Here is a 19,006-nt window from a genome sequence, read left to right on the forward strand (position 1 = left end):
TTAGCATGAAGAAAAACATTATATTCCTCTTTTTAATCACTTTAGCATACAATATAAACTCACAACGTATTGATCCTTTAGTGACAAAAGATTTTGAAGCTCAAAAAATTTGGGTAGATAGTATTATAAATAATATGACTATAGATGAAAAAATTGGTCAGTTATTTATGGTACAAGCTTATTCTAATTTGGATCAGAAGCATGAAGATTTTATTACAAAAATGGTTACCAAATATCATGTAGGTAGTTTAATTTTTATGCAAGGTACTCCAGAAAAACAAGCTGTTTTAAATAACAAATATCAAGCTGCTGCAAAAGTGCCATTATTAATTGGTTTTGATGGTGAGTGGGGTTTAGACATGCGTTTAAAAAATACCTATAGATTTCCATGGAACATGACTTTGGGTGCAATTCAAAATGATTCTTTAGTTAAAGAATTTGGAGAACATTTAGGAGAACATTGTAAAAGATTGGGTATTCATGTAAATTTTGCTCCTGTTGTAGATATTAATGTAAATCCAGAAAATCCAATTATTGGCAACCGCTCTTTTGGAGAAAGCAAAGAAAATGTGACTCAGAAAGCCATTGCTTTTACACAAGGCATGCAAAGCAAAGGAGTTTTGGCAAACGCAAAGCATTTTCCTGGACATGGAGATACTGCTGCAGATTCTCATCATACATTACCTGTTTTAAATTTTGATATGGCTCGTTTAGATTCTGTAGAGTTATATCCTTATAAAAAATTATTTGATGCAGGTGTAGCTAGTATTATGACAGCACATTTAAGCATACCAAGTTTAGAACCTGATGATAAATTACCAACATCGCTCTCTAAGAATGTAGTTACAGATTTATTACAACATAAATTAGGTTTTAATGGTTTGATTATTACAGATGGTTTAAATATGAAAGGAGCTACCAATTATGCATCTTCTGCAGAGATAGATTTGGCAGCCATACAAGCAGGAAACGATTTGTTGTTAATTCCGCAAAATGTACCAGCCACAGTAAATTTAATGCAAAAAGCTATTGAGTTAGGTACATTAACAGAAGAACGTTTGGATTTTTCTGTAAGAAAAATTTTAAAAGCAAAATATTGGGCAGGTTTACACAATTACCAACCTGTTAAACTAGATAGTTTACAAGCAGATTTAAATAGGGTAGAAGATGAGTTGTTGCACAGAAAATTGGTTAAAAACTCTTTAACAGTTCTTAAAGATAGCGTCTTAAACATACCTATTACCAATCTAGAAAAAAGAAAGATTGCCTATGTACATTTGGGTGATGATAAAGGAATGGATTTTGTAAATATGCTTAAAAATTATGCAGAAATTACTGTAGTTAATGATAAAAATTTAGATGGATTAATAAAAAAACTAAGACCATATAATTTGGTAATTGTTGGTTTCCACAAATCAAATTTACATCCTTGGAAAAGTTATAAATTTAAAGATAAAGAATTGGTTTGGTTGCAAGAAATTGCTAGGAAAAAGAACACTATTTTAGATGTTTTTGCAAGTCCATATAGTCTTTTACAAATTAAAACATTTACCAATATAGAAAGTGTTGTTGTATCATATCAAAATAGTAAATTGGCACAAGAACTTTCTGCACAGCTTATTTTTGGAGCTTTTGGAGCCAAAGGAAAATTACCTGTTAGTATCAAAAAAGAATTTTTAGTAGGTGATGGTTTAATCACCTCTAATTTAAGTCGTTTTGAATATACCATACCAGAAGCAGCACAATTATCTTCTATAAAATTACAAGAGATAGATTCTTTGGCCAATATCATATTAACAAAAAAAATGGCTCCAGGCTTTCAAGTTTTGGTGGCTAGAAATGGTAAAGTAGTCTTAGAAAAAAGTTATGGTTACCACACAGAAAAAAAGAATAGAAGAGTTAAAAATACAGATCTTTATGATTTAGCATCACTCACAAAAATATTAGCTTCTTTGCCTTTAATTATGAAGGCAGAAGAAGATAAAAAAATTTCTTTAAATGAAAAATTAAAAGAACTTTTACCAAGCTTTAAAAACACCAACAAAGCCAGTGTTTCCTTAAAAGAAATTCTTTCTCATTATGGTAAGTTAAAAGCATGGATTCCTTTTTATAAAGGCACACAAGATAGTATTACAGGAGAGAATTTGTCCGAATTTTACAGTCGTAAAAAATCAAAAAAATACACTATAAAAGTTGCTAAAAATTTATATCTAAATAGAAATTACAAAGACAGTATTTACAAATACATTAGAGAGGTAGATCAAAGAGAAAGAGATGGTTATAAATATAGCGATTTAGGATATTACATTTTTAAAGAAGCCATAGAAAAGCAATATAAAAAACCTTTAAATACCTTAGTAGATGAAGAGTTTTATCAATCTTTAGGAGCCAATAGAACTACGTATTTGCCACTTCAAAAATTTTCTAAAAAAGAAATTGTTCCTACAGAAAAAGACGATTATTACAGAGATCAACTTTTACATGGTTATGTGCATGACATGGGAGCAGCCATGTTAGGTGGTGTAGGAGGTCATGCAGGATTGTTTGCCAATGCAAATGACGTTGCTAAAATTATGCAAATGTATTTACAAAAGGGTTTTTATGGTGGCAAACGTTATTTAAAAACAGAAACTGTAGATAAATTTAATCATAGATATTTTTCTGATAAAAAAGTAAGAAGAGGTTTAGGTTTTGATAAGCCGCAACTTAACGATCGTGTAAAAGCAACCTGTGGTTGTGTTTCTGATGAAAGTTTCGGACATTCTGGTTTTACAGGAACGTACACTTGGGCAGATCCTAAAAGTGGTATTGTGTATGTGTTTTTATCAAACAGAGTCTATCCAACAATGGAAAACAGAGGTTTGGTAAAAAGTAATATGCGTACAGAAATTCAGCAAATTATTCAAGATGCTATTATAGAATAATTTTTTTTAGAAGCTATTTTCTGCTTGGAGTTTATCTTGAGCGAAGTCGAAAGTCGCTCGCTTTTTTATGCTGAATTTATTTCAGCATCTCACTTATTTAATTACATGTTTCATTATTACAAAAGATACTAAATCGAGTTCAGTATAAAAAAGAGCTCAAACAAATGCATAATCATGGCTAAACTTGTTGGCTAGCTTTGTGCTATTAATTCTATATGCTTTTTGGTATTTGTGGGAGCAAATTTGCTATATACAAGTATTAATAATGCAGAAATGGTAATGTAAAACCAACCATAAACAGCACCCAAAAACCAACCAATTATAAAAGCTTGTAACCCATAAAACAAAGAACAGAATGCATAATTTAAGCTAAATTTAAAGGTATCTATAAACTCGATTTCATCTATTTTCTTTACAGCAATTTTCCAAATTAAAAAAGGAATCAAACTGTTTAAAATAATAAGATAAAATAAAGGCTGTAAATAATTTTTTTTAGGTGCTTTCTTAGCAGGAAATTCATTGTCCTGAATCATTTTATTTACTTTTTCTACATCAGTAAAATCTACCTGAGCTTCATTTAGTTTTTGTAAAATAGTATCATAATTTTCATCATCAGGTATATGAACGCTTAATTGTTTAAGCTGTGTACTTACCTTTTCCTTTAAAATATTTATAGCTTTTGCAGGAGAATTATTTTTATAAATAACATCTGTAGCAATAGGCTGTCCATAATGTATAGCCACTTTTGCAGGATATTCAGATGCATGCTGATAAGTAACACCTACAGGAATAACTGTAATTTTTAAATCTGTATGCTTTTCTAAAGCACCAGCCACAATTCTTGTAAACCCTTTACTTAAAGGTCTTACAGTTCTGTTTTTATGATGACTCCCTTCTGGAAAAATCATTAAAGTTTCACCTTTTTGTAAAATTTTAAAGCACTTTTCAAAAATTTCTTGATTATTAGCCAATTGTTGTATGCCATCTCTAATTCTATAAATTGGCATTAAATACAAAGACTCTAAAATTTTTTTGACTATTGGATTTTTAAAAGAAGCTGCTCTTACTAAAAAATGATTTTGTCTATTATTTGTAGTTGTAACATACAAAGGGTCTACCAAACCATTTGGGTGATTTACAGCAAACAAAACAGCCCCTTTTTTAGGAATGTTTTTTCTGCCTTTAACACTAATTTTTTGAGTGTAAAAAAAGAGACCTAATTTTATATAAGCCCAAACCAATGTAAACCAAACTTTTTGCATCATAGTAGACTAAGCATTTTGTTTTACAATTTTACTCTTATTTGGTTTTCTTCCCCAAAAAGTAGCGAGTGCCATTCCAGAAAACACATCCCAAATACCCCAAAAAGCAGCCAATAAAGCCATGCCTCCTAAACCATCAAAAAAACCAAAAATTAATAACAATCCTAAACCGCCATTTTGTATGCCAGTTTCCATAGCAATGGTTTTGGTGTCTTTTTTATTTAAACCAAAAGTTTTTGCAGTTGTATAACCCAATATGAAAGCAAAAATATTATGAAAAATCACTAGAAATAAAACATGGTGAATGTGGTTTATAAAGATGTCTAAATTTTGTGAAAAAGCAATAAATATTAGGGCAATAAAAACCAACATAGACAAGGGTTTTAGTATTTTTTCTATTTTGTTTGCCATTTCAGAGTGGTAATGTTTAATTAACATTCCAAAAAATAAAGGTACTCCTAATATTAAGGAAACTAACTTTAATAAATCTACCCAATTCAATTCAACAGTTTTTAGAATTTTATGGGTTGGCTCATACAAACTACCCCAAAATTGTAAGTTAAAAGGCGTCATAAAAATACAAATTAAGGTGGCAAATGCAGTTAAACTTACAGAAAGTGCTGCATTTCCTCCAGCCATTTTACTAAAAAAGTTAGAAACATTTCCTCCAGGACAAGCTGCAATCATCATCATTCCTAAAGCAAAACTTGGATGAGGTTTTATAATTAGAATAGCTAAAAAAGTAAAGGCTGGTAATAAAATAAATTGCGACAAAACGCCTACACCAAGTATTTTTGGTTTTTTAATAAGCCGTTTAAAGTCGTCTACAGAAATTCCTAAAGCTACTCCAAACATAATAATGGCAATAGCTATGTTTAAAACCCATAGACCATTTTCGTCAAAGTTTATTTTTATGGAATCTATATCTACTGGTTTTTGCATTTTTTTAGTTTCAAGGTTTTAAAGTTTAAGTTGAAATTTTTCCATAAAGTCGAAATGACATTCGTTAGATTTTTTAAATTTACTAACTGCTAACTAATTTTTAAAAGCATATTCAATAATGTTAGCGCCCATTTTTAGGGCTTTTTCACGAACATTTTTAGGGTTGTTGTGTATAATTCCATCTTCCCAACCATCACTTAAATCGGTTTCATAATCGTAAAACACCACCAATCTTCCTTCGTAAAACAAACCAAAACCTTGAGCCGCTTTTTTATCATGCTCATGTATTTTAGGCATACCATTAGAAAATTTAAAAGTTTGATTATAAATAGGATGATTAGTTGGGACTTCTTTAAACTCTAACTTAGGAAACACTTTTTTTAGCTCTCTTCTAATAAATTTATCCAAACCGTAATTGTCGGAAATATGCAAAAACCCTCCAGAAATTAGGTAGTTTCTTAAATTATTGGCATCATCATCAGAAAATAATACATTTCCATGACCTGTCATAAATAACAACGGAAAATTAAAAATGTCTTCGCTATTAACTGCAACAGTTTGCGGGTTTTTAGAAATATTGGTTTTAATGTTTTTATTTGCAAATTCTACTAAATTCGGAATCGCAGTTGGGTTTGCATACCAATCTCCACCACCATTGTATTTTAAAATAGCCACATCTTGGGCGTTTGTAGATAAAATAAAAAAGACGAAAAAAAGAAAACTAATTTGTTTCATATATAATGTTCTCGATACAATTTCTATAAAAATTAGAAACTACTCGAACTGAAATTTTGTTATTAAAAAAGCAAGATAGTAAATTAGAAATAAGATTAAAATATTCTATTCTAAAAAAGTATTTTAAATTTATACAAAAGATTCTGAAACAAGTTCAGAATAAAAAAACGCCATTAAAATTTTAATGACGTTTTAGAAAATTACATTCTCTTTTTCAAAAAAAAAATTAAAATCTATACCCTAAAGAAATGCCTCCTCTAAAGGCAAATTCTGGGGAGTTTTTACTAAATCCTAAATTACGGCCAAACCCAAAATAGGTTTCTAAAATCATTCCTTTTTTGCTTATCCATTTTCTACCCATTGCACCTCCAATATTTACATCAAAATAGTCTTTGTTATTAATGTTAGAAAAATGGTCTTCTATGTTTATTCCTGATGCAAATTTTGAGAATACCTCAAAGTAGTAGCCATTATTTCCATTTACTTGATTGTTAAAGAAATAAAATCTATAAAAGGGAGTAATCGCAAATTTTTCATAGTAGGTTTCTTCTGGTTTAAAGTTGATAAATAAAGAAATACCATAGCTCATTTCTTCTCTATAAAGTTTTTCATAACCAATATCTATGGCTGTAAAAATGGCCAAATCAAATACATCTAATTTTATTTCTTTTGTGTGGAGAGTATCTTTCTTTTTTTCTTGACCATATACAGATATCGAAATTAATATGATTAATATTACAAGTACTTTTTTCATGACATAAAAGGTTTTTAGTTTTAGCCAAATTAAAATATGATATAAAATAAAGAGTCCAGAATTCTTTAAAATCAAATAATTCTGGACTCATTTGTATAATTCTGGACTAATTTTTTACTCAGAAACTTGAATCTTGGACCAATTTATAATACTGGAAGTGTCATTTCGACCTTGTGGAGAAATCCTAAATCTATAATAAATTTAAAAATTATTATTAAACGCTATAAATAATCGAATGATTAAAGTTCACTACTCCTCTTTTTTATCAGCTAACATTAACCTATCCAAAGATTTTTGATATTCAGTAGGAGTGTAACCTGTATGTTTTTTAAAGGTAGCATAAAAAGAAGATTTCGAATTAAAACCAGATTCTAAACCAATAGAAGTAATAGTGTAATTTGTATATTCTTTATTGGCTAAAAGCTTTTTTGCAAGGTCTATTCTAAACTCATTAATATAATCATTAAAGTTTTTATCAGAAAATTGTTTAATGATATTAGATAGTTTTATTGTATTTAAATCTACTTCATTAGCTAAGAAATCTAAACTTAATTTAGGTTGTGTAAAAAGCTTTTTCTCATCAATTAAAACATTTACTTTGTTAAATAACAGTTTTTTATCTTCTTCTTTTTCTGTATCTTCTTTATTATTACCTTCAAGAATAGAATTAAAATTTAATTGTTTTCTTAAATCTTTTCGCTCTTTTAATAAACGTAATTGAATAATGGCTTGGTAGCCTAACCAATAAATTAAAATGGTTGTAAAAATTCTTAATGGGTAATAAGAGTAAATAAATTCTTTAAAGTTTAAAGCAACAGTAATTGCCAATGCAACAATCCAGAAAATATAGGTAAATAAACCAATTTTAAAGCATGTGTAAATCCATTTTAAATTATCATAAGATAATATTTTAGTAAATAACTGTTCTTTTTTTGTGAGTATTTTAAAAGAATAACTAAAAATTAATAAGGATACAATTAAGCTGAAAATTTCTTCAAAAGAAGTGTATTTCTCAAAAAGATGCGCAATATCTTTTGTGTTGGTATCACTAAAAAAGGAAACAAAACCAATTCTTATAGAAATAATCAAAACAAAAATGGGTAATACTATTTTTAGTAGATTTTTACTTCTTTTTTCAATTTCTAAATAATGGATTAGAAACATATAAAAGAAAGGTGCAATTAAAAAATGCCAAGGAATATGTATGTAATCTAAAAAGAAATATTCGATAAAAAAGTTTTTAGCAAGAATCCAAGATTGAATGTTGTTTAAAGAAATTGATAATACCAATAAATTGATAAAAATGATACTTTTTTCTCTTCCGTTTTTTGAAAATAAAATTACAAAACAGAATAAAAATCCATGCAAAGCACTAATTAATAGAAATAAGTTAAAGATATCTTTTACAGTCAATTTTAAGGGTTTTAAAAGTAAAGATACATTTTTTTGTCATTCCTGCTTAGACAGAAATCTAAACTAATTCTTAAAAAGTGAATTATCTGAATTATAAAAAACGACAACTTTACTTTAGGATAAAAAAGCTAACTTATTTATTATGGATTCCTAACTACAGAGTAATAACAAACTTTTGGAAACTACTGATTGACAAAAGAAACCAAATTTACAGCAACCAAAGCAGCAGTTTCTGTTCTTAGCCTACTTTCTCCTAAAGAAATAGGAGTGAAGTCTTTTTCTAAACACTTTTTAATTTCTTCGGAAGAAAAATCTCCTTCAGGCCCAATAAGAATGGTCGTTTTTTCTGAAGGATTTATTACCTTTTTTAAATGATTTTTTTCTCCTAATTCTGAGTTTTCGACGATAGATTCACAATGAGCAATACAAACTTTTCCATCAAAATCTTGATTTATAAACTTATTAAACTTTGTGGGTTCGTTCAGTTTTGGAAGTGTGAATTTTAAAGATTGTTTCATTGCAGACTGAATAATTTTTTCAAATCGTTCTAATTTTACAACTCTTCGTTCAGAATTTTGACAAATAATAGGTGTAATTTCATCAATGCCAATTTCTGTAGCTTTTTCTAAAAACCATTCAATTCTATCGTTGTTTTTTGTTGGGGCAACTGCTATATGTAAGTAGTAATTCCAAGGTTTTTGCTTCTCTTCAAAAGAAATAATTTCAGCCAAGCATTTTTTATCATTAGCTACAATAATTTTTACCTCAAATAAAAAACCTTTTCCATTGGTTATTTTTAAAATATCATTTTCTTTTTTACGTAAAACACGCACAATATGTTTGCTTTCAATTTTATCAAAAGTAATTTGTTTGGTATATTTAGATATTTCTGAATTGTAAAATAGTTGCATGCTGTTTATTCAAAGTTCTTTATTTAAAATTCAAAGTTATGGAAATTGATTTTGTGTTGTTTTTAAAATTTCAAAGTTGAGATTTCTCCATAAAGTCGAAATGACAACCGTTAGAAAATTTTAAATTTGCAAAAACCTAACAGCTAACAAATATCTTTCCTATAGGTTCTTCGTCTTTTATGAGTAACAGGGTTAAAATGTTTCCAAAGGTTATGAATGGCTTTATTGTCTTCTAGTTCTGGTGTTCTAATACAGTTATCTATTCCTTTTGCAGCAAAAGTTTTTGCAAATTGATCAAAAATAATAGCATGCACACCTTTATTTTGATATTCTGGATGCACACCAATCAAATAAAACGTAACATCTTTTGCATTTTTTCTAGCATTTAATAAATGAAACAATCCAAATGGAAATAGTTTCCCTTTTGCCTTTTGCAAAGCTTCTGAAAAAGAAGGCATTACAATTGCAAAAGCAACTAATTTATTGTCTTCACCTACCACGAATTTTATATATTCTGGATTGATAAATGAGATGTATTTCTTTTTAAAATAAGCAATCTGAGCATCAGAAATTGGGACAAAAGTAGAGAGTTTAGAATACGTTTTATCAAAAACGTCAAACATTTCATCTACATAGGGCATGATATCTTTTGTTTTGGTAAAATTTAAAGCTTTTAGTTTAAAACGCTTTTTTATAATGTTGCTAACTCTGCTAAAGTAAGCACCATCTACATTTTTAAATTTGAACTTATTTTCTAAATACTCTTTTTCTTTTACAAAACCCAATTGCTCTAAATGCTCTTTGTAATAAGGGTGATTGTACCAAGTAATCATAGTACCTAAATGATCAAAACCATCAATTAAAACACCAGTTTTGTCTAAGTTGTTAAAACCAACAGGGCCTTCTATATATTCTAAATTATTTTGAACCCCAATTTCTTTAACTTTTTCTAAAAGAACTTTGGTTACATTAAGATCATCAATTACATCAAACCAACCAAAACGCATTTTTTTTATTTGTTGTTTCTCTACTTCAAACCAATTGATAATAGCTACAATTCTGCCAACAATTTTATCATCTTTAAAAGCTATAAAAAATTGAGCATCTGCATTTTCAAAAACTGGATTTATTTTTGGATCAAAATTATCAACTTCATCCTTAATAATAGGAGGTACCCAATATTTATTGTTTTTGTATAGCGAAAAAGGAAACTTTACAAACTGTTTCATTTCCTTTTTAGAAGTAACTTTTTTTAAAGTAATCATAAAATTAGCATCAAATTAATTTCGTTTTCGCCTTTTTCTTTTTTTAGAAGTTGTTTTCTTTTCTTTTTTCTTGAAAATGTTAAATAATCTGCTAAAAAAACCACCTTGTTTTTTATTGTATCGTGAAATTGGTGTGTCTTTAATTGTTTTGCCATTAGCATCTAAATCTTTGAAAGTATCTTTATGTTTATCAATTCTATAAGACAATCCCAAGCCACCATAAAAGCCTTGTGCATTGCCTTCTACCAAATACCTTCCAGAAGCGTTAATCTGAATGTCTTTGGTAAATAAATAAGCCAACCCTGCACCAAGATTTATATTATTTTGAAATTTTTGAAACACACCCTGATTTTCAAAAAAAGCAGACCATCTGTCACTAAAATTTTGTGTGGCAGTTATAATATAAGAAAATTCTGCAAAATCAGAACCTGCTTTGTCATAATAAAAATTAGTAATTACATTTAAATCTCTGCTTAAATTGTTTTGCAACAAGACACCTATTTTAGGAGTAATGCCACCAGTTTTATAAATTTCGTTTACAAAATCTGTGTTCATGCCCACATAAATGGCCACAGAAGGTATTAATCTTTTAGTATCAAAGGCATTTCTTCTTACCCAGCTTCTAACTTCTTTAGACTTGTCTGTATATTTTTGTTGAAAAAGCAAGTATTTAGCACCTATTGTAAACTTGCTAAATCCCGAAGAAAAATAATGAGAAGTAAAAATATTTTTAAAAGCGACTTTGTCTCTTTGGTATGTAAATTGAGTATTAATTTCTAGTTTTTCTGAAAAAAAACTGGTTCTAAATAAAAAATCAGCTCCAAAAGATTGTGGTCTAGAAAATGTAGGTTGTATAGCTGTGTTTCTAAAAAAAAAGTTGCTTTCTAGTTGATAAACACCTTTACCAACACTATATGGGCTCTCAGAAAAGCCAGGTTTGTTAGAGTTAATTACATCTGTATATTGTGCGTGTATTTGTAAAATTCCGAAGAAAAAAAACACAAAAAACGATTTTAAAAAAGAGGTCTTCATAAATTAGAATACAATGTTAGAATAGGGTATCTATCAATCTTCACAAACATAGGCTAAAAAACCTATTTTTTAAAAGCAAACGATACTTTTTTCAGTTTAAGAAAGTTTTATAGATAGTTAACGCTTTAATTGCGATCAAAATTGTTATTTTTGATTGATTTTTATTACAAACATAAATTTTAATGGGTTTACTAAAAACAATATTTTTTATACTTCTATTTTATTACGCTTTTAAGTTTTTAGCAAGGTTGTTTGCACCTTTTTTAATAAAGAAAGCTGCAGAAACCATTCAGAAAAAAGCAGAAAAACAATATGGAGGTCAACAACAAAAACAAACTGTGCCAGAAGGAGAAACAGTAATTGATAAAAAACCAAGAAACCAACAACAAAGTAAAGATTCTGTTGGTGAGTACGTAGATTTTGAAGAAATAGACTAACCATAACGTTTAAAAAACGTTTCATTAAAAAAGATTCACTTGAAAATTTTCACTAAATTTTTACCTTATTTGGTTGCCATTATCATTTTTGCATTGGCTTCTATTATTTATTTTCACTCTGTTTTAAAAGGGCAAAAACTAAATCAGTCAGACATTACCCAGTTTAAAGGAATGGCTAAAGAAATTACTGATTTTAGAACACAGAATAATAAAGAACCTTATTGGACAGGTGCTTCTTTTAGTGGAATGCCTGCTTATCAAATAAGTACTTATTATCCTAACGATTTTATAAGAACTTTAGATAGAACTTTACGTTTTTTACCAAGACCTGCAGATTATACTTTCTTATATTTTTTAAGTTTTTTTGTATTAATGATGGCTTTAAAAGTAGATTGGAGACTGGCAATTTTAGGAGCACTCGCCTTTGGCTTTTCTACCTATTTGATAATCATTTTTGGAGCTGGTCATAATGCAAAAGCGCATGCAATAGCTTATATGCCTTTGGTTTTGGCTGGTGTTTTGTGGGTTTTTCAAAAAAAGTATGTACTGGGTTTTATAGTTACTGGAGTTGCAATGGCTTTAGAAATTTATACAAATCACCCTCAAATGACATATTATTTAGGCTTCTGTCTACTTATTTTGGGAATTGTAGAATTAATCAATGCAGTAAAAGAAAAAGTGTTGCCCAAATTTATAAAACAAGTAGCAGTAATTATAGCAGCTATAGTTTTAGGAATTGGTGCAAATGCGCCTCGTTTAATGGCAATGAAAGAGTATGCAGATCATAGCACAAGAGGTAAATCTGAGTTAACCATCAATCCAGATGGAACAAAAAAGGAAGCTACAAAAGGTTTAGACAAAACTTATATTACAGAATACAGCTATGCTAAATTAGAAACATTTAATTTGTTTATCCCTCGTTTTATGGGAGGAGGAACTCAAGAAAAACTTAGTGTAGATTCCAATTTATATGAAACGATAAAAGAAAGCAAATTAGGAAAAAGAGGGGCAGATTATTTCACAAACCCAGCTTTAACTTATTGGGGAGACCAAACCATTGTAGAAGCACCTGCATATATTGGTGCAGTTATTTTCTTTTTATTTTTCTTGGGAATTTTTTTAGTAAAAGGACGCTTAAAGCAATGGTTAGTAGCTGCAACTATTTTCTCAATAATTATGAGTTGGGGACGTAATTTTGATTTGGTAACCAATTTTTTTATTGATTATTTTCCACTTTATAATAAGTTTAGAGCAGTTTCATCAATACAAGTTATTGCAGAATTATGTGTACCAATTTTAGCAATTTTAGGATTGAAAGCATTCTTTTCATCAAAAATTTCTTCTGATGAAAAACAGGCAGCACTTAAAAAAGCAGTGTATGTTTTTGGAGGTTTAGTAGTAGTAGGTTTTTTATTAGCTCATGGTTTTTCTTCTTTTGAAGGGATAAGAGATAGTACCTACTTAAACATAGAAAAGGAATATCAAATAAAAAATGTTTTAGATGCTATAATTGCAGATAGAGAATCGATGCTATTAACAGATTCTTTACGTTCTCTATTTTTAATGTTACTTACTGGAACAGTTTTATGGATGTTACTAAAAAACAAATTAAAAAAAGGAATTGTAATTTTGGCAATTTCTGTTTTTGTGTTGTTCGATTTAGTTTCCGTTGATAAAAAATATGTAAATGAAGATGATTTTAAGAAGGCTAAACAAATAGAAAAACCTTTTACAGCTTCTGTTGCAGATAAAATGATTTTGCAAGATAAATCCCATTTTAGGGTAGGTAACTTTACAGTAAATCCTATAAATGATGGTAGTACTTCTTATTTTCATCAATCTATTGGTGGGTATCATGCAGCAAAATTAGGGCGTTATCAAGAATTGTTCGATTTTCAAATTGCCAAAAATAATATGGAAGTGTTAAATATGCTAAACACCAAATATTTTATCATTGGCAATGATAAAGGAGAAAAACAAGCACAGTTAAACCCTGATGCAAATGGAAATGCTTGGTTTGTAGATAACTTTAAAGTTGTAAATTCTGCCAATGAAGAAATCAAAGCATTAGATTCTTTAAATACCAAAACTACAGTTGTTATTACAAAAAACGATTTTGGAAAAATTCAAGCAAATTTAAATGCCAATATTCAAAAAGATTCAACAGCAACTATTGCACTTATTAACTACAACGTAAATTCTTTAATTTACGAGTCTAAGACCCAAAAAGAGCAATTTGCAGTTTTTTCTGAAATTTATTATGAAGATGGCTGGAATGCTTATATAGATGATGTATTAACGCCACATTATAGAGTTAATTATGTTTTAAGAGGAATGGTTATTCCAAAAGGAAAGCATACCATTGTCTTTAAATTCGAACCAAAAGTAATTCAACAAGGAAAATTAATTTCTCTTACTTCTTACAGTTTACTATTGTTGATTGGGGTTGGATGGGTTTTTTACGATAAAAAGAGAATAAGAAAAAATGTACACTAAATTACCTACAAAGCGTTACCAACATACATTAGCTTTCTTACAAAAAGTTGTTCCTGCACCAGCCACTATTTTAGATTTGGGTATTAGAAACCCCTTTTCTGAAATTATGGAGCAAAATGGTTATACAGTTATCAATACAGAAGGAGAAGATTTAGATGTATTGCCAGATGTTGTAAAAAAGCATAATGTTGATGCTGTAACAGCGTTCGAAATTTTTGAACATCTATTAGCGCCTTTTAACGTTTTAAGAGCTATAGAAGCCACTAAATTGGTAGCTACAGTTCCTTTAGATTTATGGTTTGCAAAGGCTTATAGAAGTAAATCTGATAAATGGGACAGACATTATCATGAGTTTGAAGATTGGCAATTTGATTGGTTGTTAGAAAAATCAGGTTGGAAAATTCAAAGCAAAGAAAAATGGACAAGCCCAATACATAAAATTGGTTTTAGACCCATTTTAAGAAAATATACGCCCAGATATTACGCGATTTATGCAACAAAATAAATCGAAAAGTCTTAGTATTTTAATGATTGTTGATGGATATTATCCTGCAGATATTAGAGTTAGAAAAGAAGCTGAGTCTTTAGCTAAGAAATACAAAGTTTTTGTACTCTGTTGCAAAAAAGAAAACGAAACAGAAATTGAGATTATTGAAAGTGTAACTGTTTTAAGAAAGATATTCTACAAAAGTTTTACTGAAAAAGGGATTATTGATATGCGATTGGCAGTCAATTTTATACATCCAAAATTTAAAAAAATATTGCCTAAAGTTATTCAAGAAAATAAAATTAACGTACTACATGTACATGATTTGCCCTTAGCTAAAACAGGTGTATTGTTGGCAAAAAAATACAATTTAACCTCTATTTTAGATTTGCACGAAAACTACGCTGCAGCTCTGTTAACATGGTTTTCTTGGCGTAAAAACCCCATTATCCGATTTAAAAATAAATTATTTTTCGGTTACAAAAGATGGCAAAATTACGAAAACAAGATTGTAAAAAAATATGACAAGGTTATTGCAGTAGTAGAAGAAATGAAAGAACGAATTGTTGCAGATACCAACTTGTCAGAAGATAAAATTACGGTAATTACCAATTCAGAGAAAACTACATTTGCAGATCATTTTACAGCTAAAAAAGAAACTTTCTTTAAGGAATATAAAGATAATTTCATCATTTCTTATGTGGGAGGTTTTGGACCTCATAGAGGTTTGCAAACAGCAATTAAAGCAATGAAAACTTTAACCAAGAGACTGCCAAATGCATTACTAGCTTTAGTTGGCCCATCAAATAAAGATGTTAAAAATTATTTAGAAAATTTAATTGATAGTTGTGGAGTTCGAGACCATGTTGTTATTTATGATAGTCAGCCATTTGAAAATGTGGTTAAAATTATGAAGAGTTCAAGTCTAAATATTATTCCTCATATTTCCAATTTGCACACAGAAAGTACAATTCCACATAAATTATATCAAATTTTATTGTCAAAAAAACCGTTATTAGTTTCAGATTGTGCACCCTTAAAAAGAGTGGTACAAAAAGATGATATTGGTTTTGTATTTGAAGCAGGAAACGCAAATAGTTTTTCTGAAAAAGTTTTAGAAATTCATAATAATTATAAAAAAGCAAATCAAAAAGCAGAAAAAGGTTTTAATTTGGCTTACAATGGCGATTTAAACTGGGAGTTTACAGCAAAAAAACTACTACATTTATACGATAATTTAGCAAATTGAAAGTTTTAATAATCACATATTATTGGCCTCCAGCTGGTGGTTCTGGTGTTCAACGTTGGTTAAAGTTTGTAAAATATTTACAAGACTTTGGTATTGAGCCTGTTGTTTATACTGTAGCGAATGCTAATTATCCAAAAGAAGATAAAACACTATTAAGTGAAATTCCTAAAAATATAGAGATTTTAAAACAACCTATTTGGGAACCAACAAATTTATTTTTTTGGAAAAAAAACAAGTCTAACAAAGATGGAATCTCTAATATTAATAAAGGTGGTTTTTTGTCTTTTTTAAGAGGGAATTTTTTTATTCCAGACCCTAAAATATTCTGGGTAAAATCTTCTGTAAAATTCCTTCATACATACATTCAAGCAAATAATATTAAAACAATTATTTCTACTGGACCACCACACAGTATGCATTTAATTGCTCAAAAATTAAAGCAAAAAAACACCATCAAGTGGATTTCAGATTTTAGAGATCCTTGGTCTGATTTGTATTATAACAAAGATTTTAATCAACTTTCTTTTGCAAAAAAGCAAAATAAAAAATTAGAAAAAGGTGTTCTTCAAAATGCAGATTGTATTGTAACTGTAAGCAATACTTTAAAAAAAGAATTTTCAAAAACAGCCACTAAAGTAGCAGTTGTAACCAATGGTTTTGATGACGAGGTTTTAAACATAGCACCAATAGTTTTAGACAAAAAATTTACAATTTCTTATGTGGGGCTTTTACCACCACAAAGCAACCCCAAAATACTTTTTAGTGCTTTAAATGAACTTTGTACTGAAAAAGAAAGCTTTAAAAATGATTTACAGTTAAATTTTATTGGTGATATTTCTGATGAAGTAAAAAAAGCCATCTTTGAAAATCGATTAAATAATTACACTAATTTTATGGGTTATGTTTCTCATAAAAAAGCTATATCATATCAAAAAAAATCGCAGGTTTTACTGTTGTTAATTCCTAATGTAAAAAAATCTGAAGGGATTTTAACAGGAAAATTATTTGAGTATCTGACTGCAAATAGACCTATTTTAGCTTTAGGGCCAAAGCAAGGAGATTTAGCTGCCATTTTAAAAGAAACCAATGCAGGAAGTGTTTTTGGTTTTGATGATAAAAAACAGTTAAAATCGAAAGTTTTAGAACTATATCAACTATATAAAGATAAAAATTTGAATGTTTTAACCACTAATATTCAAAAATATCACAGAAAAGAATTGACGAAACAATTGGCATCCATAATTAAAAGTTTACATTCGTAAAATGGGAATTATATTAAAACAATCTTTTAGAAATACCATTATTATTTATGGTGCTTTTTTAATTGGAGGTATTAATACTATCGTTTTTTACCCAAGAATTTTGGAATCAGAATTTTATGGAATGGTTACTTTTTTGCTATCTGCATCTAATTTAATTATGCCTTTAACTGCTTTCGGAATTCAATATACCATAGTAAAATTTTATTCCTCTTATAAAACAAAAGAAGAAAAAGACAAATTTTTATCCTCTGTCATATTTCTACCACTTTTTATAGCATTACCTCTTGGTTTTTTATGGGATTATGCCCATGAATGGATTATGAGTAGGGTTACAGAAGAAAATCAAATTATAGAAGATTACACATTTTCAATCTATTTAATAGCCATTGCTTGTGCTTATTTTGAGCTTTTTTATTCTTGGACAAAAGTGCAACTGCAAACCGTTTTTGGAAACATTTTAAAAGAATTGTGGAATAGAGTTATAGTAATGCTTTTATTACTAGCTGTTTTTTTAGGGTTTTTAACAAAATCTGAATTTATTTTCTATTTAACAGGAGCTTATCTTTTAAGAGTTTTGGTAATGATGGGCTATGCGTTTTATATGTATTTGCCTAAATTTTATTTTAAATTACCTAATAACTTTTCTGAAATCATTAAATATTCACTTTACATTATTTTAGCAGGAAGTGCAGGAGCAATTTTATTAGATATAGACAAAATAATGATACCAGGAAAAGACACCATAGAAAAAGCTGCATACTATTCTGTAGCCGTTTTTATAGGTTCTTTTATTGAAGCACCAAGTAGAGCAATGACACAAATTTTGCAGCCTTTAACTTCTAAATCTTTAAATGAATTTAATAACAAAGAAGTAGAGAATTTGTACAAAAAGAGTTCTATTAATTTATTTTTGGTAGGTGGTTTGTTTTTCTTATTGGTAAATTGTGGTGTAAGTGAGTTGTTTAAAATAATGCCAGAAAAAGGATATGCAGGAGGAGAATATGTAGTTTTAATGATTTCTTTAGCCAAATTATATACCATGTTTTTAGGTAGTAATGGAGCTATTATAAGCAACTCTAAATTTTACAAAGTTACTTTACCTTTAGCACTAGGAATGTCTTTATCTGTTTATTTATTAAACAAATTATTTTATTTTAATCTTGATAAAGGTACAGATGGTTTAGCTATGGCAACATTGTTAACAATACTAACTTTTAATACAGTTAAATTGTGGTTTGTGTACAGTAAATTTAAAATAACTCCTTTTACCTCTAAGTCTTTTAAAATGTTTGTTATCATTTTAATGTTGTTATTAGGCTTTTATTTTTGGGATTTTAACTTACCAGCAATAGAAATTGGTCACTTTTCAATTTCACCTTTAATCAACATTATCTTAAAAAGTATCTTAATTATTATTATATATATTTACTTAGTTTTAAAATTGAAAATTTCAAATGAATTTCATGTTCTACTAAAACGCTTTTACAAGTAACAATCTATATAATCTGTTATAATATGCCATAGAAGTGCTATTGCAATAACTCTTGTTTTCTTAAAAAATAAGCCAAAAACATAAAAGCCTATTGCAATATAAGAATGTAAAGGATGAAAGTTAATACTACATCTATTGCTTTTAAATATTGGATTGGCTAAAAGATGGTCTAAATCGATTAGCATAGCAGATAAAAAAATTAAATAAACTATTTTCCAATTTGCTTTAAAGAAAAAATACGCAATAAAAAGCGGTACTATAAAATGGAATCCATAATGTATGATAAACTTAACTGTCATAAATAAAAAAGGCTTATCTTTTACAATAAGCCTTTATATAAATTGT

General features: G+C 28.5%; 16 protein-coding genes. 7 read left to right on the plus strand and 9 right to left on the minus strand.

Translation table 11 applies throughout. The annotated features are described in order from the left end of the window. Window positions 1–5 precede the first annotated feature (5 nt). A complete protein-coding gene (locus ACY2RW_RS04020) occupies window positions 6–2,924 on the plus strand; it encodes a serine hydrolase domain-containing protein (RefSeq protein WP_490121411.1) in 2,919 nt (972 codons plus the stop codon). 191 nt (window positions 2,925–3,115) lie between these two features. Here the strand turns inward: ACY2RW_RS04020 and ACY2RW_RS04025 are convergent, their stop codons facing one another. The 8 genes from ACY2RW_RS04025 to ACY2RW_RS04060 form a co-directional block, all read right to left on the minus strand. Continuing rightward, window positions 3,116–4,189, minus strand: a complete 1,074-nt coding sequence (locus tag ACY2RW_RS04025) for a 1-acyl-sn-glycerol-3-phosphate acyltransferase (RefSeq protein WP_490121412.1) — start codon at window positions 4,187–4,189, stop codon at window positions 3,116–3,118. Between the two features lie 6 nt (window positions 4,190–4,195). Next, window positions 4,196–5,128, minus strand: a complete 933-nt coding sequence (locus tag ACY2RW_RS04030; RefSeq protein WP_490121413.1) for a bile acid:sodium symporter family protein — start codon at window positions 5,126–5,128, stop codon at window positions 4,196–4,198. 93 nt (window positions 5,129–5,221) lie between these two features. Continuing rightward, entirely contained in the window at window positions 5,222–5,863 is a 642-nt protein-coding gene (locus tag ACY2RW_RS04035; protein ID WP_490121414.1) for a DUF4159 domain-containing protein, read from the minus strand. Between the two features lie 226 nt (window positions 5,864–6,089). Continuing rightward, window positions 6,090–6,617, minus strand: coding sequence for a hypothetical protein (locus tag ACY2RW_RS04040; protein WP_490121415.1), 528 nt, complete (start codon window positions 6,615–6,617; stop codon window positions 6,090–6,092). A gap of 249 nt (window positions 6,618–6,866) precedes the next feature. Beyond that, window positions 6,867–8,030, minus strand: a complete 1,164-nt coding sequence (locus ACY2RW_RS04045) for an AraC family transcriptional regulator (RefSeq protein WP_490121416.1) — start codon at window positions 8,028–8,030, stop codon at window positions 6,867–6,869. A gap of 182 nt (window positions 8,031–8,212) precedes the next feature. Further along, on the minus strand, window positions 8,213–8,941 hold the full coding sequence (locus ACY2RW_RS04050; protein WP_490121417.1) for a 16S rRNA (uracil(1498)-N(3))-methyltransferase: 729 nt from the start codon (window positions 8,939–8,941) through the stop codon (window positions 8,213–8,215). 143 nt (window positions 8,942–9,084) lie between these two features. Beyond that, entirely contained in the window at window positions 9,085–10,206 is a 1,122-nt protein-coding gene (locus ACY2RW_RS04055) for a GTP cyclohydrolase (protein ID WP_490121418.1), read from the minus strand. Between the two features lie 15 nt (window positions 10,207–10,221). Beyond that, window positions 10,222–11,238 carry a transporter gene (locus ACY2RW_RS04060; protein ID WP_490121419.1) on the minus strand — a complete coding sequence of 339 codons (1,017 nt, stop codon included), beginning with the start codon at window positions 11,236–11,238 and terminating at the stop codon, window positions 10,222–10,224. A gap of 182 nt (window positions 11,239–11,420) precedes the next feature. On the opposite strand from ACY2RW_RS04060, the gene ACY2RW_RS04065 reads away from it, so the two are divergent. The 6 genes from ACY2RW_RS04065 to ACY2RW_RS04090 are packed head-to-tail and all read left to right on the plus strand — an operon-like array spanning window position 11,421 to window position 18,661. After that, complete coding sequence (locus ACY2RW_RS04065) at window positions 11,421–11,675, plus strand: DUF4834 family protein (protein ID WP_490121420.1); 255 nt, start codon at window positions 11,421–11,423, stop codon at window positions 11,673–11,675. Window positions 11,676–11,714: 39 nt separating this feature from the next. Next, complete coding sequence (locus ACY2RW_RS04070; protein ID WP_490121421.1) at window positions 11,715–14,171, plus strand: YfhO family protein; 2,457 nt, start codon at window positions 11,715–11,717, stop codon at window positions 14,169–14,171. Then, window positions 14,161–14,676 carry a class I SAM-dependent methyltransferase gene (locus ACY2RW_RS04075; protein WP_490121422.1) on the plus strand — a complete coding sequence of 172 codons (516 nt, stop codon included), beginning with the start codon at window positions 14,161–14,163 and terminating at the stop codon, window positions 14,674–14,676. Before ACY2RW_RS04070 ends, ACY2RW_RS04075 begins: the two co-directional genes overlap by 11 nt. After that, a complete protein-coding gene (locus ACY2RW_RS04080; RefSeq protein WP_490121423.1) occupies window positions 14,663–15,907 on the plus strand; it encodes a glycosyltransferase in 1,245 nt (414 codons plus the stop codon). The genes ACY2RW_RS04075 and ACY2RW_RS04080 overlap by 14 nt, the downstream gene beginning before the upstream one ends. Continuing rightward, window positions 15,904–17,169, plus strand: a complete 1,266-nt coding sequence (locus tag ACY2RW_RS04085) for a glycosyltransferase family 4 protein (protein WP_490121424.1) — start codon at window positions 15,904–15,906, stop codon at window positions 17,167–17,169. Before ACY2RW_RS04080 ends, ACY2RW_RS04085 begins: the two co-directional genes overlap by 4 nt. A 1-nt stretch (window position 17,170) precedes the next feature. Next, on the plus strand, window positions 17,171–18,661 hold the full coding sequence (locus ACY2RW_RS04090; RefSeq protein ID WP_490121425.1) for a lipopolysaccharide biosynthesis protein: 1,491 nt from the start codon (window positions 17,171–17,173) through the stop codon (window positions 18,659–18,661). On the opposite strand, the gene ACY2RW_RS04095 is transcribed toward ACY2RW_RS04090, so the two are convergent. Further along, a complete protein-coding gene (locus ACY2RW_RS04095; protein WP_490121426.1) occupies window positions 18,652–18,960 on the minus strand; it encodes a DUF6122 family protein in 309 nt (102 codons plus the stop codon). The genes ACY2RW_RS04090 and ACY2RW_RS04095 overlap by 10 nt on opposite strands. Window positions 18,961–19,006 lie beyond the last annotated feature (46 nt).

This window comes from Polaribacter sp. 2305UL8-11, assembly GCF_058147165.1.